A 13,647-nucleotide genomic window follows, 5' to 3' on the forward strand; every position below is an offset into this window, starting at 1 on the left:
GGATCAGTTTCCCGTGCGTGCCGGCGCGTAAGCCGCCTGGTAGGCCGCGACAATGGCCTCACCGGCGCCGGCAGATGTTTCCACCAGCGCACGGATCGACTCAGGGCTCAGTTTGTCGTCAAACCCCCAGCCTTCAACCAATGCCTGGACCTGGTCGACCTGGCGTTCAATGTCCGCATCAGTGATATCCACCAGGGTCAGATCGTCAGCTTTGGCCTTGAAAGCCTCCTGATCGTCCTTCGCCCGCTGCTGCCACCCCGCAAACAAGGCCGCCAGCTCATTGCGGTTCCGATACTTGAACTCAAACGGCACCTTGATGAATGCACCGCCAACGCGCGGAATCTCCACATCAGCCTTGAAGGTAGCGCCTTGCGCGATCTTGAACTTCGCCATGATCAGCTACCCCCGCCAGCAGCCACTGGCGCGCGGTACGCCGTAATCTCGGCGTTGATGGTGAAGCCGAACGTCACAGCAGCACCCTCGTTGCGCACCAGCGTTGGTGTTTTGTTGAACGACGGGTAACCGGCGTAGTAGATCGTTTTACCGTTCGGCAGAGACATCCGCAAAATCCGCACTTCCTTCTCACGATCAGCCTTGTCCAGTTCGTCGTACCAAGCCAGGCTGTCGTCATCGGCCAGCTGGAACGCAAACGCCTGGGCATTCTTGGTGGTCGGAATCTGCTTGTCTCGGCGAGCCTCCAGCGGTGCATACGTCCAGTATTGCTGCTCACCGCCAGACATCGAGTTACCGATCACCTGGTTCACCGCAACCCAGCCGGTGACCTTTTTGGCGGTGCCCGCACTGATGCCGTCCGGAAAGAATGCAACGTTCGAGGTATCGATGCCTTCCAGCGTGAAGGCGCCGGCCGCGGCGTTGGACACGCGCACGGCTCGCTCATTGATGTCCTCCCAGCCCGAAGTAACCAGCAGGATGTCACCGTTGGCGAACCCATTGGCCAGGGCCGTGGCCACACCCGGATTAGCGTTGCTGATGGCGGAGATCAACTTAGCGGCAGCAAAGCCGGTTGAGATCGCCAGTGTTGCCCCGTTGGGGAAGTAGATCGACATGGGTTTTCCTCTTTGCAGAAATGACAAAACCCGCACATGGCGGGTTCAGGATTTGCCCAACGGGCGGGTTATGGTGTGGTGTCGGCCCGGTATGAGAACGACAGCGGGACGGTGTAGGTGGAGTCGCCGGTGATACCTGGACCCTGATCTACCGGCGTCATGGGCGTGACAACGAAGCCGTTCTTCGTGTCGCGCACATACAGCGGGAACAGGCCTGTCAACTCAGCCACAATCGGATTCGTCTTGGTCTTGCCCGTGCCCGCCGGCGCGATGATGCTCACCTGGAACACGCCGGTGAACAGCCGATGATCACCGCCGAGCGTGTTGCTGGCGGTGTCGCCCGGGATCGTGAAAGCCCGCAGGTAGGTCTCGCCCGCTGCTGGCGTGTAGGCCGTGTTCTCGAAGACGATCTTCAACTTCTCCGACCTGGCAGCGTTCCAGGCGATGAGCTTTGCCTCGTAGATCGAAGCGATGATTGCGTGACTCATACCTGGTTGTTCCTGATGGCCTCCAGCACGATCTGCTGGAAGCGAGCCACGGTTACCCGGACCATGCCGCCGGGCGCCTGGGTCGAATGGCCGAACTCCAGCGGGATCGCGTAGCCGAGACTGTTGGTGATGTAGCAGGTGTCGCCTGCCTTGAATTCGATAGCTCCAGCAGTGATGCGCGCCGTTGACTTGGCGTCCGTAGGGTCAACCTCTTCGGTCGTGGCGTTGTTCGGGGTGCCGATGCTAAACATCCAGTTACCGCGAAACCTGCCGCCGACGTAGCCTGCTGGTGCGACGATGTCCATGCCGTCGTGCACCTTGCGCCCTGGCCTTAGCCTGCCCGCCTTCGTGAGGTTGGCCGGATCGCTACGCAGCGCGCTGTTGTGGTCATCGACAGCCTTGTTGTACTGGGTTGCCACAGCGTTCTGGGCCCAGATCTCCGGGTTACCCACCGGGGACATGCGGATCAGGCTGCTACCGACCTCGATGATGATCTCGCGCAGGCTTGCGTCGAGGGCTTCGGTAGCCTGGGCGGCGAATGCGGCCAGGCTCAGAGCGAAGCTGCCGGACTGTCCGGCGCCTGCCCGGCTCACGAGCGCACCTGTAATTCGTAGAGGATCGGCGTACCAGCGGGGTTTACCTCTTTCAGCGGCGGAACGATGGCCCAAGTGCGGCCCTGAGTGACCACCTTGTCCAGCAAGCCCGGTTCCCAGGCCAAGCCCTGCGCGGCGATCTTCAGCTTCTTGTCGCCCTGCCTGATAAGGCTGTTGTTCTGGAATTCGATACCGGTGAAGTCTAGCAGGATGCCCTGGGCGGTTTGCTCAACAGTGGCGCCTGGCGCTTCGCCGCCGATATCCGGGTCGTACTCGCCCGGCTCCGTCTTGCTGATGGTCACGGGCTGGCCGAACTCTGTGATCATCTCCAGAGCCATCACGGCCATTTCGTCGTAAAAGGCCATGGTGGCTCCTGATGTAAAAAGCCCGGCGCGATGGCCGGGCTTTACTTTAGGACTTTCCGGACACGTAATCGCCGTGAGCTTTGCGTCGCTTGATACGCTGCTCAAGCAGTGCATCAGCAGCATCGGCAGCCAAAGGCACCGCATCTTTGTAAGCCATGTTCAAACGAATGTAGCCATTAAGTGCCGCTGCAGCGAACTCATCCCAAGCTTCAGCATCCGTACTAGTCAATCGAAGTGTCATTGCAGCCTCCTTTTGTGAATGAAGGCTAAATGCTATCACTACGCACGCACTGCGAACAGCCCGCGCTTTTGTAAGTAGTCGGCAAACTGGGTTGCACTCGGCCGATCCGGCGCTGCCGGCAATAGTCGGCCGCTAGTGTTCGGAATAGTCGCGTATTCGCGAGTTACCGCGCCTTCGACACGCTCCAGCGTCACAGCGCCCTTTCGCTTATCGATTGGGTCGATGTCGTCCTGATGAATCTCAGCGGCCAAGGCCATCTGCCCGTACTGGATCCGCGCCGGCAGGTAGTTGTTCGGCTTGATCTCGTGATCCAACAGCACTTCCCGGCGCGGCCAGGACAAGGCCTGCTCGCTGTTCATCTTGCGCCCCTTCCAGGTCATGCCATCCATCGCCAAGGCGGCCCGGCGTAGCAGCGCTTCCTGCTCGGGAACGCCAGCGGGGATGACCGTACCGAATTTTACGGCGTACATGGCCAGGTCCTCAGCACTCGCGTAGCTTTCGGCATCAGGCTTGCCGGTGCCGTCCTCGATGATGAGTCTCATGCGTCAACTCGCTGGAATGATTTTAAGATTGGCCGCCGGATCACCGATAGCCATCAGTATTACTCCTTGGGCAGTTCAGCGACGAGCTTTTCCAGGGATTCTTTGGAGGCGTTGGCCCGATACTGAATCTTGGCTTCGTCGAGCTTTGCTTTCAGCGCCGCGATTTCACCGGTCTCATCAGCCGGCGGCGTGAGGGCAGACTTCTTCAGCGCTTCAACCTCTCCGCGAAGTGCGTCGACAGTCAAGACCAGGCCGTCACGTTCAGTGGTCAACTCATCAACCGAAGCATGGATGGTGCCCAGCACGTCAAACAAGCGCAACGCCAGTTCGCCGGACTCTGGACGATGGATTTCGCCAGCTTCCAGGCCGTCAACAAGGATCTGGATCGATCCATGCTCAGCACGCAAAGCCGCGATCACCTTTTCCAGCTCGGCTTGGTTGCCCGCACCAACAATCTGCGCCCGCTTGGCTTCCTTCACCGACACATCGATGCCGGCTGCTTCGTACGCATTAACCACGCTCGGCCAATCGCCAATCACCAGCACGCTGGTCACACCCGCTTCGGGCTTATCGAAGTGTTCCGGATTGCGGTAACGCTTCTCCGGGTCGAAGCCGCTCAGCTGGTTGCTGTAAGTCAGTTCCATGTGTTTCTCCAAGGCGGCCATTTCTGACCGCACGTTGAGTTTGAGGCTTAACCGCCAGTAACAGGAGGCGTTGCGGTCAGCGTGATCATCACGCCGGCGGTGACTTTGTTGCTGCCCGCATGCTTGACCCAGTTGGCAGCGGAGCCGACGGCAGCCAGGGTTGGGTTGGAACCGCCAGTGGTGGCTTTCCAGCTATAACCCAGCACATCGATGTTTACGGTGCCTTCCGCGCGGTAGCCGATGCTCAGGTTTTCTTCGTCGTTCACTTCGTAGGAACGGAAGCCCGGCGCCTGCGACTCGGTGATGGTTACGGCGTTCGGCAGCAGGCCGAAGATCACATCCGCCGGCGCGGTGTCGGTCACCAGTACAGGCTTGCCCAGAGTGCCTGGCAGGCCACCGTAGATCACGACGCCAGCTTCTTCGTAGATCTTGTTGGTGATGGCTTCGTCGACGATGTCGAAGTAGGCGCTGGAGTGCATGACCCACAGAGCAATACGGCCGAACTTATCGCCGAACTTGCGCATACCGCGAGTCAGCGTCTTCTTACCATCGGTTTCGATGTTGGCCGAAACCACCATATCGGCGTTGGAGCCGATGGCGGCACGCAGGCCAGCAGTCGCGTACCGGATGAAGCCTTCCAGGGTCGCATCAGCGACGTCGGCGCCGACGATCTGGGAGAACTCCTCGACCGGACGACCGCGGCGCTTGAACGCCTCTTCGGTGGTCTGGTACGGACCATATTTCCAGGGTGCCTTGACGCCGACAGCTTCGCCGGCGCTGATCTTCTTGGCTGTTACCTTGCCGTCAGAGTTAACGTCGCGGTGTTCCAGGGAGCCGTTCAGCTTGTAGAGAGCGCGCTTGCGGAAGTCACCCTCGATCAGCTCGTTGTCCAGCACCATCGCGCCGTTGGACGATGCGTTAAATACATCCAGGTTGTCCTGGACACGCTCAAGGTATGCAGTTTGCGCCTCATCATTGTAGATGATCAGGTCGCTGTTAACGGTTGTAGCCATGGGTCAATCCCCTTACTTGGGCAATGCGAGATATGCGGTTTGGCCGTGCTTGCGCTGAAAGTCGCGCTTCTGCTCGGAGGTCATTTCGGAGCGCTTGAATGCAGCCTTGCCGCCACCCCCGCCCGGGGCAAATGTCCCTGAAGCCCTTGGCCACAGATGAGGTGCGCTTTCGCGCAGAGATTCCGCCCATTCGAGCGGAGTCAGAGGGGTCTTGCCGTCTTTACCGAGGATGACCTGGCCGGATTCATCAACGGCGACTGCATCGCCATCTTCGTTAAGGGTGAACACGCCTTTGGCGCGCAGGATGATGTCGTCTGTTGCTTCCGGCAGAGCGCCGGCCTTCAGTGCCGCACCGCGCACCGAGTCACCCAGAACTTTGCCCTGGAACTTGGCGGCGAAGGATTCAGCCTTCTCGGCGCGCTCGCTGATGGTCTTCAGTTGCTTGTCGTAGTCGCCACGCAAGCGCTCGGTGCGGCGGTTAAAGACCTCGTCCACCTTGCCCTCGGTCAGCAGCTTGGTCTCTTCATCCTGGCCCGCACGACTGAGCAGGCCTTTTACGGCGTCGATATCGATGCCTTCAAACTGGGTTTCGAACTGGGTCAGCTTGCCGGAGGTTTCCTTCAGCTTGCCCAGCAGTTCCGAGTTCTTGGTTTTCAAACCGGAAACGGATGCTTCAACGGCAGTCGCGATGGCGGCCTTGATTGCCGGGTTTTCCAGGTCGATTTCGTTTTCTTCTGCCACGTTGATGCACCCCTTGGGTATGTTTTGCCCGCTTTGCAGGCATAAAAAAACCCGCCGAAGCGGGTTGATTGTTTTTTAGTACGGATTAACTTAAGTCAATATCGTAACCCATATTTACAACATCTAAATGGTCACTGATTTCCCGAAGAAATCCGGTATACACCGACACCGCACCTGAATCATATAAACTTTGCAAAATTTGAAAAGCACTTTCAGAAGACGCAACACTTCTAATTCTATAATGTGCCGCCATAATAGTACAAAGCTTATGCAGATCCATTCTCGATCGGCTCGCCATGCTGGCAACCACTTTCAGAGCGTACTCCATATTACCCTTGGAAATATTCGACCTTAAAATATCATTCCGCCGAATCTGGATTAGAGCCACAAATAACGAAGTTGCGTCATCTTTATCAAGCAACCCCCTATTGAAAAAATCCGTCAATAAATCTCTAAAGCCCTTCAGCTTTTTATTATAATTTTTAAAAACAACAGAATTCCTCGGAAAGATAGAGTCTAAGTCACTAAGAAAATCATAGGAGAAATCCAAAAGACTTTTTTTATCTGCATCATTAAGTTTTCTTAACATTTTATAGACCCGTCCATAGATGCTAATAAACTGGCATCAAAGGCTACAGTGGGTCAAGCAGTCCTGCTCGCTCAAACGCCAGAGGCTCCAGCCCCTTCATCTGCACCAGCGTCAATGGAGCAAAATTCCGATCAAGCTGCAGTTCGGCGAAGCGCTCGACGGTCAAACCGCCCTCCCTGAACAGCTTGGCCCGGACAGGACCGATGGCGACGTCCTGAAACGAAGCAGGCTGCTGCTGGAGCCAGTGGTAGTAATCGAGGTCAGCACTGACCTGCTTTCCGCCATCGGCCCCAACAGAGGCCCGCGTAGCGCCCTTCGCGAACATCGCGCTGAGCTTGGTCAGCAAGATGAACGTGGTTCGGCAGTTCGGGTGGAATGGCGGCCTTGGGCCGGAATCCACCGGAAACTTGCGTTTGTCCATAGAGCGGCATTGCTGGCTGGTCTTGCTGTCCAGCGTCGCCACCATCTGGATCTCTTCGACGATATCCGTATTGGCCTTGGCCACCTCCATCCGTGCCTGGGACGACACATGCTGAATAGCTGTGTGCACGACCGTGCTGGCATTGCGGTTGGTGGTGGCCAGGATGCCGTCTTTGTACCCTGCCGCCTTGGTACCGCGAATGTTGCGGACGATCTGGAAGTTCGTCTGACCTTCGAAGAAGCCCTGCCGGATCGCTCCTGTGACGCGCTCACGCTCTGCACCGGTCCAACCCTTGATGAAGGCCTTCAGCAGCTTCCCGCCGCCGGTGCCTCGTACACTGAGCGGATTCGTCAGCACTGCGGTGCGAATTGCAGCGGCCGTCGGCGCGACCACATCCAGCGACACACCAACCGGCGCCGACCTGGCAATGCTGGTCGCCTCGAACTCAGCCTCGTAGTTAGCGATATCCACCAGGTCTAGGTTCAGTTGCGCGCTGTAGCGGTCGAAAATGCCCAGCAGCAGGCTATCCACCTCCTTCAGCAGCGCTTCCAGGCGCTTGACGTTGTACTCGGTCAGGTCCGACTGGGTAAGCCGGTCACGGATCGAACGGTCAATCTCCTTGAGAAAGGGAGCAAACTTGCCGACCTCCCCTGCCTTCAGCTTTTCGAGGAAGACCGCGTGCCGGATCGTGGCGTCAAGGATTGCTTGGTTTGCCGCCATTTGGTTTGTCCTCGTCGTCCAGGCCCAGTCCGTCACCCTGCTCTTCCAACTCGCCATCGATCTGCAGGTCTGTACGCTCTGGCGCAATCAGGCCCAGCTTGCGCAGGTAGGCCCGAAGGTCTGCCTTCGCGAAGCCGCCTTGCTGCCACAAGCCAACCAAGGCCGTGATCATCTGCGGATCAGCCGTCAGCTCAACGAACTCCTGATTAACCTGGTAGGCGACCTTCTTGTCTGCGATGCCCATATAGGCGCAGCACCACATGATTGCTCGGGTGTAAGCCTCGCTGACGTTAGCCACGCAGCCGGCAAGTACCGATGTGGATGCCGACTGATCGCCGCGCGACTCGGTAGCGGTCTTCGCGGCAAGTGAAGCCACCACCATTCGCGCGCCCAGTTCGATCATCATCTGGTTCTTATCGGCCATGGCCTCCTTGACCAGCGTATTCGGTGCCGGCTGCGCGTAACCGAAGGCGCCGCCCGCTGGGAGGAGCATTGGTGCGCGCGACCCGACATAGACCCCTTTTGTCTCCAGCAGATTTACCCACTGCTCGTCCAATCCAGAAATCCACGGCTGGGCCTGGCCACACCAGAAGACGCTGTCTTCATAATCGGCACTGTTCCGGTAATGGCCCAGGTTGATCATGGCGATGTCGTACAGCGGCGACTCGTCGATGCTTGGGTCGTTGTTCTGCGCGCCGACGAAGGTGAACGGGATCTCCTTGAGACGCCCGGTGACACCTTCCGGCCTGAACTCTTCGATGACCGCCAGCGGCCCGCCACCTTTCGGCCCGGACCGGCGCCAAACACGACAAACGAAACCGTCATCCTCAAGCGCCAGCTCCCGGTACTGCTCAGCCGTCTTGTAGCCGAACCCTTCCGGGATCTCCGGCGACTCGCGCAGCACCACCAGGGTCAGCACGCTATGCCCGTTTACCATGCCTGTACGCCAGTTGATGATGTCTTCAGCACAGTAGGACAAGATCACCGAGTGACCGCCGATGCCGTCGTCCTGATGATAATCGACGTACAGGCCGTGGCGACCAGCTTCGAGCACCTTTTCAAGCGTGCCCTGGGAGTGCTGGTAGATACTCACACCGGAGCCGTTGGCATTGTCTTGCAGGTATTCCAGCTTCTTCGGTACCGCGAGCGTCGGATCTTTGTGGAAGGCCAGGCCCAGCAGCCCGTTTCGGGTGTGCCCGGTTGCGTTCTTGAACACCGCCCGCTCGCGGTAAGCCCGATTCCGGTCTTCGTTCTCCGGCGACTTGTCGTGTGCGTTGATGTACGGCAGCCGATCGACTACCCGGTGCTGGCCCGCGCAGACGTCGCGAACGGTTGCCCAGCGGTCCAGCACTGCCGTGTATTCCGCCCGCTTGAAGGAGACGTCGTTGCTCATCGGGCGTATCCCATTTTGATAGAAGTGACGATCGCTTTGATCGGATAGCGCTTGGCGATGAAGTAGCCGGCGGCGTCGTTCATATGGTCGTGACCCTTTTTCGGATCTTTGTCCGGCTCGCCCTTGTCGGTGTAGGTCTGTCGCTCAAGACACAGGGTTAGCTGAGGGCATTGATCGATGTTCACCTTCAGGCGACGCTCGCCGTAGGCGTTCAGGAACATGGCGTTCACCGAGTTCACACGGTCTTTCACGCCCGGGTTTGTGGAGTCGACGATCACTGTGAACTTCGCTTTCTTCAGTAGCGAAAGGTCGGACTCGCTCGCGTTTTTGCTGCTGGTGTTCTGCCCGCTGGCGTCGGGATATACCGCCACCGAGTGACCAGGGAACCGGACTTGGATCTTCTCGATCATTTCAGGCGTGTCCCGCACGCCGTGAAACTCATCCAGGGCCATCGGCAGGTCGTCACGCACTACATAAACGACGGCCGCCATCTTCATGACGTTGAAGTCCATGCCGATGTGAAGCGCTTCGCCCGGCTTGATTCGTTCGCTGGTTCGGCACTCGTCACGATTGAACGTGTAGTAGACGACACCGGCGTAGTTCTCGAAGCCAGCCTCGTACTCTTGCCGGAAGGTGCGTGGGTCCATCTTCCTGCGAGCCGCCTCCAGCTCTTCAGGGGGAACGTTGCCGCCCTGCAAAGATGTGTACTGCCAGCTCTTATGATCAGGCTCGCCGCCTGGCTTTCCGTCCAGATAAGTGTCGTAGCAGTGGTTGAAGCCTTTCGGCGTGCCAATTCGCAGAGCATGGCCGCCCTTGCGCATACCAACGCCTGGAATCTGGTACTGACAAGTCGATAGCATCGGACGCAGCACTTCTTCCCACGCCGCCCACGGGCAGTCCGCCCATTCATCCACTAGGACAAAGAACAGGCCGGAGCCCCGCAGGTTGTCGTAGTTGTCGAGCCCCACCACGCGCATGACGTGGCCTGATTTGAGCGTGATCGAGCATTCCGTCTCGTTTGGACGGTGCGCACGCCACGCCTCGGGGATCGCCTGCTTCAGTCGCCGCCAGAACACGCGCTTGGCCTGCTTGAAGGTAGGCGCGCCGTACCAGATCTCGTCCTCGACGCTTACGCCCCACTCCGCAGCCAAGCGGGCAGCACGACGCATTTCGGCCTTGCCCAGGAACGTCTTGCCGAACCGTCGACCACACACCGCATCACGGAAACGCGCCTGAGGCTGGAATCCCCAGCAGTAAATGTTTGCCTGTTTGGGCGTCAGCTTTACCGGCGGGTCAAAGGTACGGGGTAGCGGGGACATTCTCATCAGGCTCCAAGGTGTACTCAGCAACGGCGTGCTGCTGGTCCGCTTGGGAGCCCAGAGGTTTTTCAAGTTCAAGGCGACGATTCACGTAAACATCGCCCACCTCTTTGGCGGCCTGCTCGTACAACTGAGCGGTCAGCGCCAGGTTGCGCATGTTCTCGGCCTTCTCAGCCATTCGCCCCAGGCCGCGAAGCCGGAAGGCGCGGTTGGCAATCGGGATCTCTGCGGTCTCTTCTCGGAACCGCTTCCTGGTGTCGTGGAAAAGGGTCACCCACTTCACCGCCAGCCCCTTACCCGCGGACTTGGTGGGGTCGTGCGTCTCCACCTGCTGGCGGCTCACCACAACCCCGTATTCGTTCTTGACGGCTTCCACCACCTGGGATGGAGTGTCAAAGCACGCCAGCGCCTGAACGATGAAGCTCTTCACCTCATTTTTCAGGGCTGCCATAAATTCTCATCCGTCTAGAGCCTGTCAAGAATCAGGCCGATCTCAGCAGACAGGTTCCGCAGGCCCTCGATATGTTCAATTTCCCCACCTCAGCAGGACTGTTTGCAGCATCCACCAACACTTGAACGTCAGGGCTCGCACCATAGCGGCGGACGACACCGATGAACTCTTCGACGTCGTGGCCCTGCAGCTTGATCTTCGGTGCACCGTCTTGGGTGAATGCTGGGTGACCGTACTTGTCGGTCGCGTGAGCCAGGTGATACAGCTCGTGTTCGATCAGCGCGCAGAACTCAAGGTCGCTGCACTGGGCGCAGTAGTCGGCTGCCAGGGTGATGATGAAGGCCGGCACATCGCCAAACCAATCACGCATCTGTTGCTCCATCCGGGCTTTCTGCCAACCGCCGGCGCGGAACGCTACCTGTTCGGCCTGTCCCAGTACTGTCCTGCCGTGCTTCTCGAAGCTCGACGATGCCCACATGACACGGATGTCTGCATCCAGTAAGTGGGCATGGTCTTCGTTGTGGACGCTACCGGTGTCAGCAAGGATCTCGGCTTGGAGCCATTCCCATACTTCGGGCGCAGGCGTCAGGCGGATACCGAAATCGGAAAGGTCGGACAGGTCAAGTAGTGACGAGGGAGGGAATGGCCTGTTTATGGTTCTCACTCCCTTCGAATTCCGACATCATTTTGATATCATTCCATTTCGATCAGCCAGGGGAGCCGCGCCAATCAGGCAAGCCCCGGGTGAAAAAACCAAAAATTAAGGGATGAAAATGAAGTGGATCGTAGCCGCATCACTGTTGATAATTGCGCCAGCGTTGAGCGCCGCAGAAACCGAAATATCCAAAGCCGCAAAAAAAATAGGTTTGACTACGTGCGGCGATCGAATAAGCGGCCTATCAGTATTTCTAATTAAGGATTCTACCCACGGATCGCATAGCAGCTGGAATCAAAAGGCAGCCAACAAGCATCTATTTTATTCCATGACAATTAAGGTCTACAGCGACACCCAATCTCAGATTTCTACTATCGCGGCACCCACTTCAGCGGGGGGGTGCGATATGGTGTATGTCGAAACGATGGTTATTCCGGGGTCGTGCGCATCAGCGCGAGAAAAGACATTTAAATCCTGGAAGTTTGAAGCCGAAACAAATGGCACAGTAGTGCTCGGAGCATCTGAAGTTACCGCAAATATCTATTTGACCCCAGTGCTAAACAATACCGCTTGCATGGTCGCAAAAAAAGAAATCATGTTTTAATGATCTGAAAAATTAGATATTCGTTTAGCCACACAACCCGGTCCGGTAGGCACGTTCGATTGCCTCCCAGTCGGGTTGCTTGGTTGTCATTTGGAATCCTTAGTCTTGCTTGATAGTTACGGTGCGGACAGTGCCGCCGGTGTAGATGTCTCGCTTCATCGCGGCGCGCACCGCATCTTCTGCACACGCGCCCATATCCATTGCAGCTAGCGCATAGGCGGAGCCACAGCCAATCGCATCAGGGTTGGACAGATCAAGCTCCTGCTTCCAGATACCGGTCTTATCGTCGTGACCTACCAGAATCAGCTTCCCGCTATCCAAGACATAGCCTGAGCACTCCACAGGTACTGGCGATGAAGTTCCGAAGTACGCGGCTATCAATACGGGCATATCGCATACGGCGCCCGCCAAGAAGAAGCGAACGCCATTCACGAACTCGGACTTCTCCGCACCGTCAGTAACGATTACACCGCCTCGTGTTTGACGGGAGTCATAGGCGATCACGCCGTTTTTGTAGGCAATGGTCGTCATCTGCATCCCTCATGATTGCGCGCCACGATTTGGCGCATTCGAAAACGTGGCGCGGATTACTTTGTCCGGCGCTCGACACCACCAGGTGCCTTGTCACAGTGCAGGCAGTGCTCGCAGTTCAGTGTCCGGCACAGCCAGACCTTTACCCGCTGCCAGTAAGTGACCATGAAGATGTGGCGGGCGCCGGCCAGGGCCAGGGCGACATGCAATGTCAGGCCGGCAGTGGTCGGGCCGAAGAAGATGTTCTGGCTGCGCGCCATAACGACAAAACCGCTGATGGCGATGGCCGAATAAATCAGCTTCCCGAGGATGCCGTCCCTCACCTTCCCGCTCAGTACGCACCAGGCTGCCCACAGCGCGATAAGGCCGCAGGCGATGGAGTTGATCATTTCAAGATTCATGGTGGGTTGCCTCCCCCGAACCGCTGGCGAATGAGCGCCCAGAGGTCAGCGGATTTGATGGCTCGATTGATCGCCGCCAGAAGCGAGCCGCCGGAGGCACCCAGCAGGAAGCCGATGCCGGCGACGATCTTCGGCTCGGTCACGCCCAGATAGGTGCTGACCATGCTCGTCAGGTAGATCGAACAAGCCATGCCGGTGATGAGGAAGATCATCCAGGCACGCCAGTCGCTCAAATCGTCCTTGTGCCACCAGCTTGCGATGACGGCGCCAACGAGGCCCGCGATCAGTAATTCGAACCTGTCGATCTTGTCGAGCAGGCGCTGTAGATACTCCATGCGCTCGACTCCGTGGGGCACGTTTGGATTTGAATCAGCTCCAGCAGCACTCCCAGCTCGGAGCGATGGGTGTGGTGGAGCCAAAAACGAAAAGGCCCCAGCGAATGCTGAGGCAATGAATAGGTGTGCGGCCTAAGCCGCACGGAATTGCTTGAAAGCCCCGTATTTATGCAGGGCTCCATCCTTCAGCGCGTCTTATGCAACAGTACCGTCGGAATTAAGTACGTCCCACGACATCGCGATGTTGATGACATAGTCAGCCGATGTATTCATGAACAACCCATTGCCCGCCGGAATTAAAACATCGTTGTAGACGAGCATCGCGCTTGGGATCTGGATCAGGCTGGTATCGAAGCGGTTACCTTGTGGCGGAGCCTTCTTGCCGTAGGTGGGGTCAAGACCACCTATCTTGGATCGCAGGATGATACCGTGCAGGTTATCTTCAGGAGCAATCAAAGTAGCAATGGTAATCGCATTGCCATTGATCGTAGTGTTTTTGAAGTATTTACCCAGCGTGCGTACAGCCATTTAATT

At 57.7% G+C, this 13,647-nt stretch carries 21 protein-coding genes; 1 reads left to right on the forward strand and 20 read right to left on the reverse strand.

What is annotated here, in order from left to right:
• Nucleotides 1-3: 3 nt before the first annotated feature.
• The 16 genes from ACA046_RS17785 to ACA046_RS17860 form a co-directional block, all read right to left on the reverse strand.
• Nucleotides 4-393 carry a phage tail assembly chaperone gene (locus tag ACA046_RS17785; protein ID WP_497674535.1) on the reverse strand — a complete coding sequence of 130 codons (390 nt, stop codon included), beginning with the start codon at nt 391-393 and terminating at the stop codon, nt 4-6.
• 2 nt (nt 394-395) lie between these two features.
• Nucleotides 396-1,067 carry a phage tail protein gene (locus tag ACA046_RS17790; protein WP_198864794.1) on the reverse strand — a complete coding sequence of 224 codons (672 nt, stop codon included), beginning with the start codon at nt 1,065-1,067 and terminating at the stop codon, nt 396-398.
• Nucleotides 1,068-1,135: 68 nt separating this feature from the next.
• A complete protein-coding gene (locus ACA046_RS17795; protein ID WP_497674536.1) occupies nt 1,136-1,555 on the reverse strand; it encodes a phage tail terminator-like protein in 420 nt (139 codons plus the stop codon).
• Complete coding sequence (locus ACA046_RS17800) at nt 1,552-2,148, reverse strand: hypothetical protein (protein WP_497674537.1); 597 nt, start codon at nt 2,146-2,148, stop codon at nt 1,552-1,554. The genes ACA046_RS17795 and ACA046_RS17800 overlap by 4 nt, the downstream gene beginning before the upstream one ends.
• Complete coding sequence (locus ACA046_RS17805; RefSeq protein ID WP_497674538.1) at nt 2,145-2,513, reverse strand: hypothetical protein; 369 nt, start codon at nt 2,511-2,513, stop codon at nt 2,145-2,147. Before ACA046_RS17805 ends, ACA046_RS17800 begins: the two co-directional genes overlap by 4 nt.
• A 46-nt stretch (nt 2,514-2,559) precedes the next feature.
• Complete coding sequence (locus ACA046_RS17810) at nt 2,560-2,754, reverse strand: hypothetical protein (protein ID WP_069868588.1); 195 nt, start codon at nt 2,752-2,754, stop codon at nt 2,560-2,562.
• Nucleotides 2,755-2,792: 38 nt separating this feature from the next.
• A complete protein-coding gene (locus tag ACA046_RS17815; protein WP_497674539.1) occupies nt 2,793-3,296 on the reverse strand; it encodes a DnaT-like ssDNA-binding protein in 504 nt (167 codons plus the stop codon).
• A gap of 59 nt (nt 3,297-3,355) precedes the next feature.
• Nucleotides 3,356-3,940, reverse strand: a complete 585-nt coding sequence (locus ACA046_RS17820) for a hypothetical protein (RefSeq protein WP_497674540.1) — start codon at nt 3,938-3,940, stop codon at nt 3,356-3,358.
• Between the two features lie 47 nt (nt 3,941-3,987).
• Nucleotides 3,988-4,953 (reverse strand): major capsid protein, encoded by a 966-nt coding sequence (locus tag ACA046_RS17825; protein ID WP_497674541.1) that lies wholly within the window; start codon nt 4,951-4,953, stop codon nt 3,988-3,990.
• 12 nt (nt 4,954-4,965) lie between these two features.
• The gene (locus ACA046_RS17830) at nt 4,966-5,694 is read right to left on the reverse strand and encodes a hypothetical protein (RefSeq protein ID WP_017479625.1); all 729 of its coding nucleotides are present in this window, start codon (nt 5,692-5,694) and stop codon (nt 4,966-4,968) included.
• A gap of 85 nt (nt 5,695-5,779) precedes the next feature.
• Nucleotides 5,780-6,283, reverse strand: coding sequence for a hypothetical protein (locus ACA046_RS17835; protein WP_497674542.1), 504 nt, complete (start codon nt 6,281-6,283; stop codon nt 5,780-5,782).
• Nucleotides 6,284-6,326: 43 nt separating this feature from the next.
• Nucleotides 6,327-7,424: a minor capsid protein gene (locus tag ACA046_RS17840; RefSeq protein WP_497674543.1), complete on the reverse strand. Its 1,098-nt coding sequence runs from the start codon at nt 7,422-7,424 to the stop codon at nt 6,327-6,329.
• Nucleotides 7,399-8,817: a DUF4055 domain-containing protein gene (locus tag ACA046_RS17845; protein ID WP_497674544.1), complete on the reverse strand. Its 1,419-nt coding sequence runs from the start codon at nt 8,815-8,817 to the stop codon at nt 7,399-7,401. Before ACA046_RS17845 ends, ACA046_RS17840 begins: the two co-directional genes overlap by 26 nt.
• On the reverse strand, nt 8,814-10,136 hold the full coding sequence (locus ACA046_RS17850) for a phage terminase large subunit family protein (RefSeq protein ID WP_177071698.1): 1,323 nt from the start codon (nt 10,134-10,136) through the stop codon (nt 8,814-8,816). Before ACA046_RS17850 ends, ACA046_RS17845 begins: the two co-directional genes overlap by 4 nt.
• A complete protein-coding gene (locus tag ACA046_RS17855; RefSeq protein ID WP_497674545.1) occupies nt 10,111-10,587 on the reverse strand; it encodes a DUF2280 domain-containing protein in 477 nt (158 codons plus the stop codon). Before ACA046_RS17855 ends, ACA046_RS17850 begins: the two co-directional genes overlap by 26 nt.
• Nucleotides 10,588-10,618: 31 nt before the next feature.
• Nucleotides 10,619-11,242: a putative metallopeptidase gene (locus ACA046_RS17860; RefSeq protein WP_497677102.1), complete on the reverse strand. Its 624-nt coding sequence runs from the start codon at nt 11,240-11,242 to the stop codon at nt 10,619-10,621.
• A gap of 118 nt (nt 11,243-11,360) precedes the next feature.
• Here ACA046_RS17860 and ACA046_RS17865 point away from each other — a divergent pair, with 118 nt between their 5' ends.
• Nucleotides 11,361-11,846, forward strand: coding sequence for a hypothetical protein (locus ACA046_RS17865; RefSeq protein WP_497674546.1), 486 nt, complete (start codon nt 11,361-11,363; stop codon nt 11,844-11,846).
• Between the two features lie 99 nt (nt 11,847-11,945).
• Here the strand turns inward: ACA046_RS17865 and ACA046_RS17870 are convergent, their stop codons facing one another.
• The 4 genes from ACA046_RS17870 to ACA046_RS17885 form a co-directional block, all read right to left on the reverse strand.
• Nucleotides 11,946-12,377, reverse strand: coding sequence for an Ntn hydrolase family protein (locus ACA046_RS17870; protein WP_497674547.1), 432 nt, complete (start codon nt 12,375-12,377; stop codon nt 11,946-11,948).
• 56 nt (nt 12,378-12,433) lie between these two features.
• Nucleotides 12,434-12,778 (reverse strand): hypothetical protein, encoded by a 345-nt coding sequence (locus ACA046_RS17875; protein ID WP_497674548.1) that lies wholly within the window; start codon nt 12,776-12,778, stop codon nt 12,434-12,436.
• Complete coding sequence (locus ACA046_RS17880) at nt 12,775-13,113, reverse strand: MFS transporter (RefSeq protein ID WP_497674549.1); 339 nt, start codon at nt 13,111-13,113, stop codon at nt 12,775-12,777. Before ACA046_RS17880 ends, ACA046_RS17875 begins: the two co-directional genes overlap by 4 nt.
• Before the next feature lie 195 nt (nt 13,114-13,308).
• The gene (locus ACA046_RS17885) at nt 13,309-13,641 is read right to left on the reverse strand and encodes a 3-methyladenine DNA glycosylase (protein WP_497674550.1); all 333 of its coding nucleotides are present in this window, start codon (nt 13,639-13,641) and stop codon (nt 13,309-13,311) included.
• Nucleotides 13,642-13,647 lie beyond the last annotated feature (6 nt).

It is taken from the genome of Pseudomonas sp. LBUM1641, assembly GCF_059716235.1.

Bases quoted from the DNA above. Each gene is read 5' to 3' on its own strand.
- ACA046_RS17785 (WP_497674535.1), bottom strand. From the start codon at position 393: ATGGCGAAGTTCAAGATCGCGCAAGGCGCTACCTTCAAGGCTGATGTG.
- ACA046_RS17790 (WP_198864794.1), bottom strand. From the start codon at position 1,067: ATGTCGATCTACTTCCCCAACGGGGCAACACTGGCGATCTCAACCGGC.
- ACA046_RS17795 (WP_497674536.1), bottom strand. From the start codon at position 1,555: ATGAGTCACGCAATCATCGCTTCGATCTACGAGGCAAAGCTCATCGCC.
- ACA046_RS17805 (WP_497674538.1), bottom strand. From the start codon at position 2,513: ATGGCCTTTTACGACGAAATGGCCGTGATGGCTCTGGAGATGATCACA.
- ACA046_RS17810 (WP_069868588.1), bottom strand. From the start codon at position 2,754: ATGACACTTCGATTGACTAGTACGGATGCTGAAGCTTGGGATGAGTTC.
- ACA046_RS17815 (WP_497674539.1), bottom strand. From the start codon at position 3,296: ATGAGACTCATCATCGAGGACGGCACCGGCAAGCCTGATGCCGAAAGC.
- ACA046_RS17820 (WP_497674540.1), bottom strand. From the start codon at position 3,940: ATGGAACTGACTTACAGCAACCAGCTGAGCGGCTTCGACCCGGAGAAG.
- ACA046_RS17825 (WP_497674541.1), bottom strand. From the start codon at position 4,953: ATGGCTACAACCGTTAACAGCGACCTGATCATCTACAATGATGAGGCG.
- ACA046_RS17835 (WP_497674542.1), bottom strand. From the start codon at position 6,283: ATGTTAAGAAAACTTAATGATGCAGATAAAAAAAGTCTTTTGGATTTC.
- ACA046_RS17840 (WP_497674543.1), bottom strand. From the start codon at position 7,424: ATGGCGGCAAACCAAGCAATCCTTGACGCCACGATCCGGCACGCGGTC.
- ACA046_RS17845 (WP_497674544.1), bottom strand. From the start codon at position 8,817: ATGAGCAACGACGTCTCCTTCAAGCGGGCGGAATACACGGCAGTGCTG.
- ACA046_RS17850 (WP_177071698.1), bottom strand. From the start codon at position 10,136: ATGTCCCCGCTACCCCGTACCTTTGACCCGCCGGTAAAGCTGACGCCC.
- ACA046_RS17855 (WP_497674545.1), bottom strand. From the start codon at position 10,587: ATGGCAGCCCTGAAAAATGAGGTGAAGAGCTTCATCGTTCAGGCGCTG.
- ACA046_RS17865 (WP_497674546.1), top strand. From the start codon at position 11,361: ATGAAGTGGATCGTAGCCGCATCACTGTTGATAATTGCGCCAGCGTTG.
- ACA046_RS17870 (WP_497674547.1), bottom strand. From the start codon at position 12,377: ATGACGACCATTGCCTACAAAAACGGCGTGATCGCCTATGACTCCCGT.
- ACA046_RS17875 (WP_497674548.1), bottom strand. From the start codon at position 12,778: ATGAATCTTGAAATGATCAACTCCATCGCCTGCGGCCTTATCGCGCTG.
- ACA046_RS17880 (WP_497674549.1), bottom strand. From the start codon at position 13,113: ATGGAGTATCTACAGCGCCTGCTCGACAAGATCGACAGGTTCGAATTA.
- ACA046_RS17885 (WP_497674550.1), bottom strand. From the start codon at position 13,641: ATGGCTGTACGCACGCTGGGTAAATACTTCAAAAACACTACGATCAAT.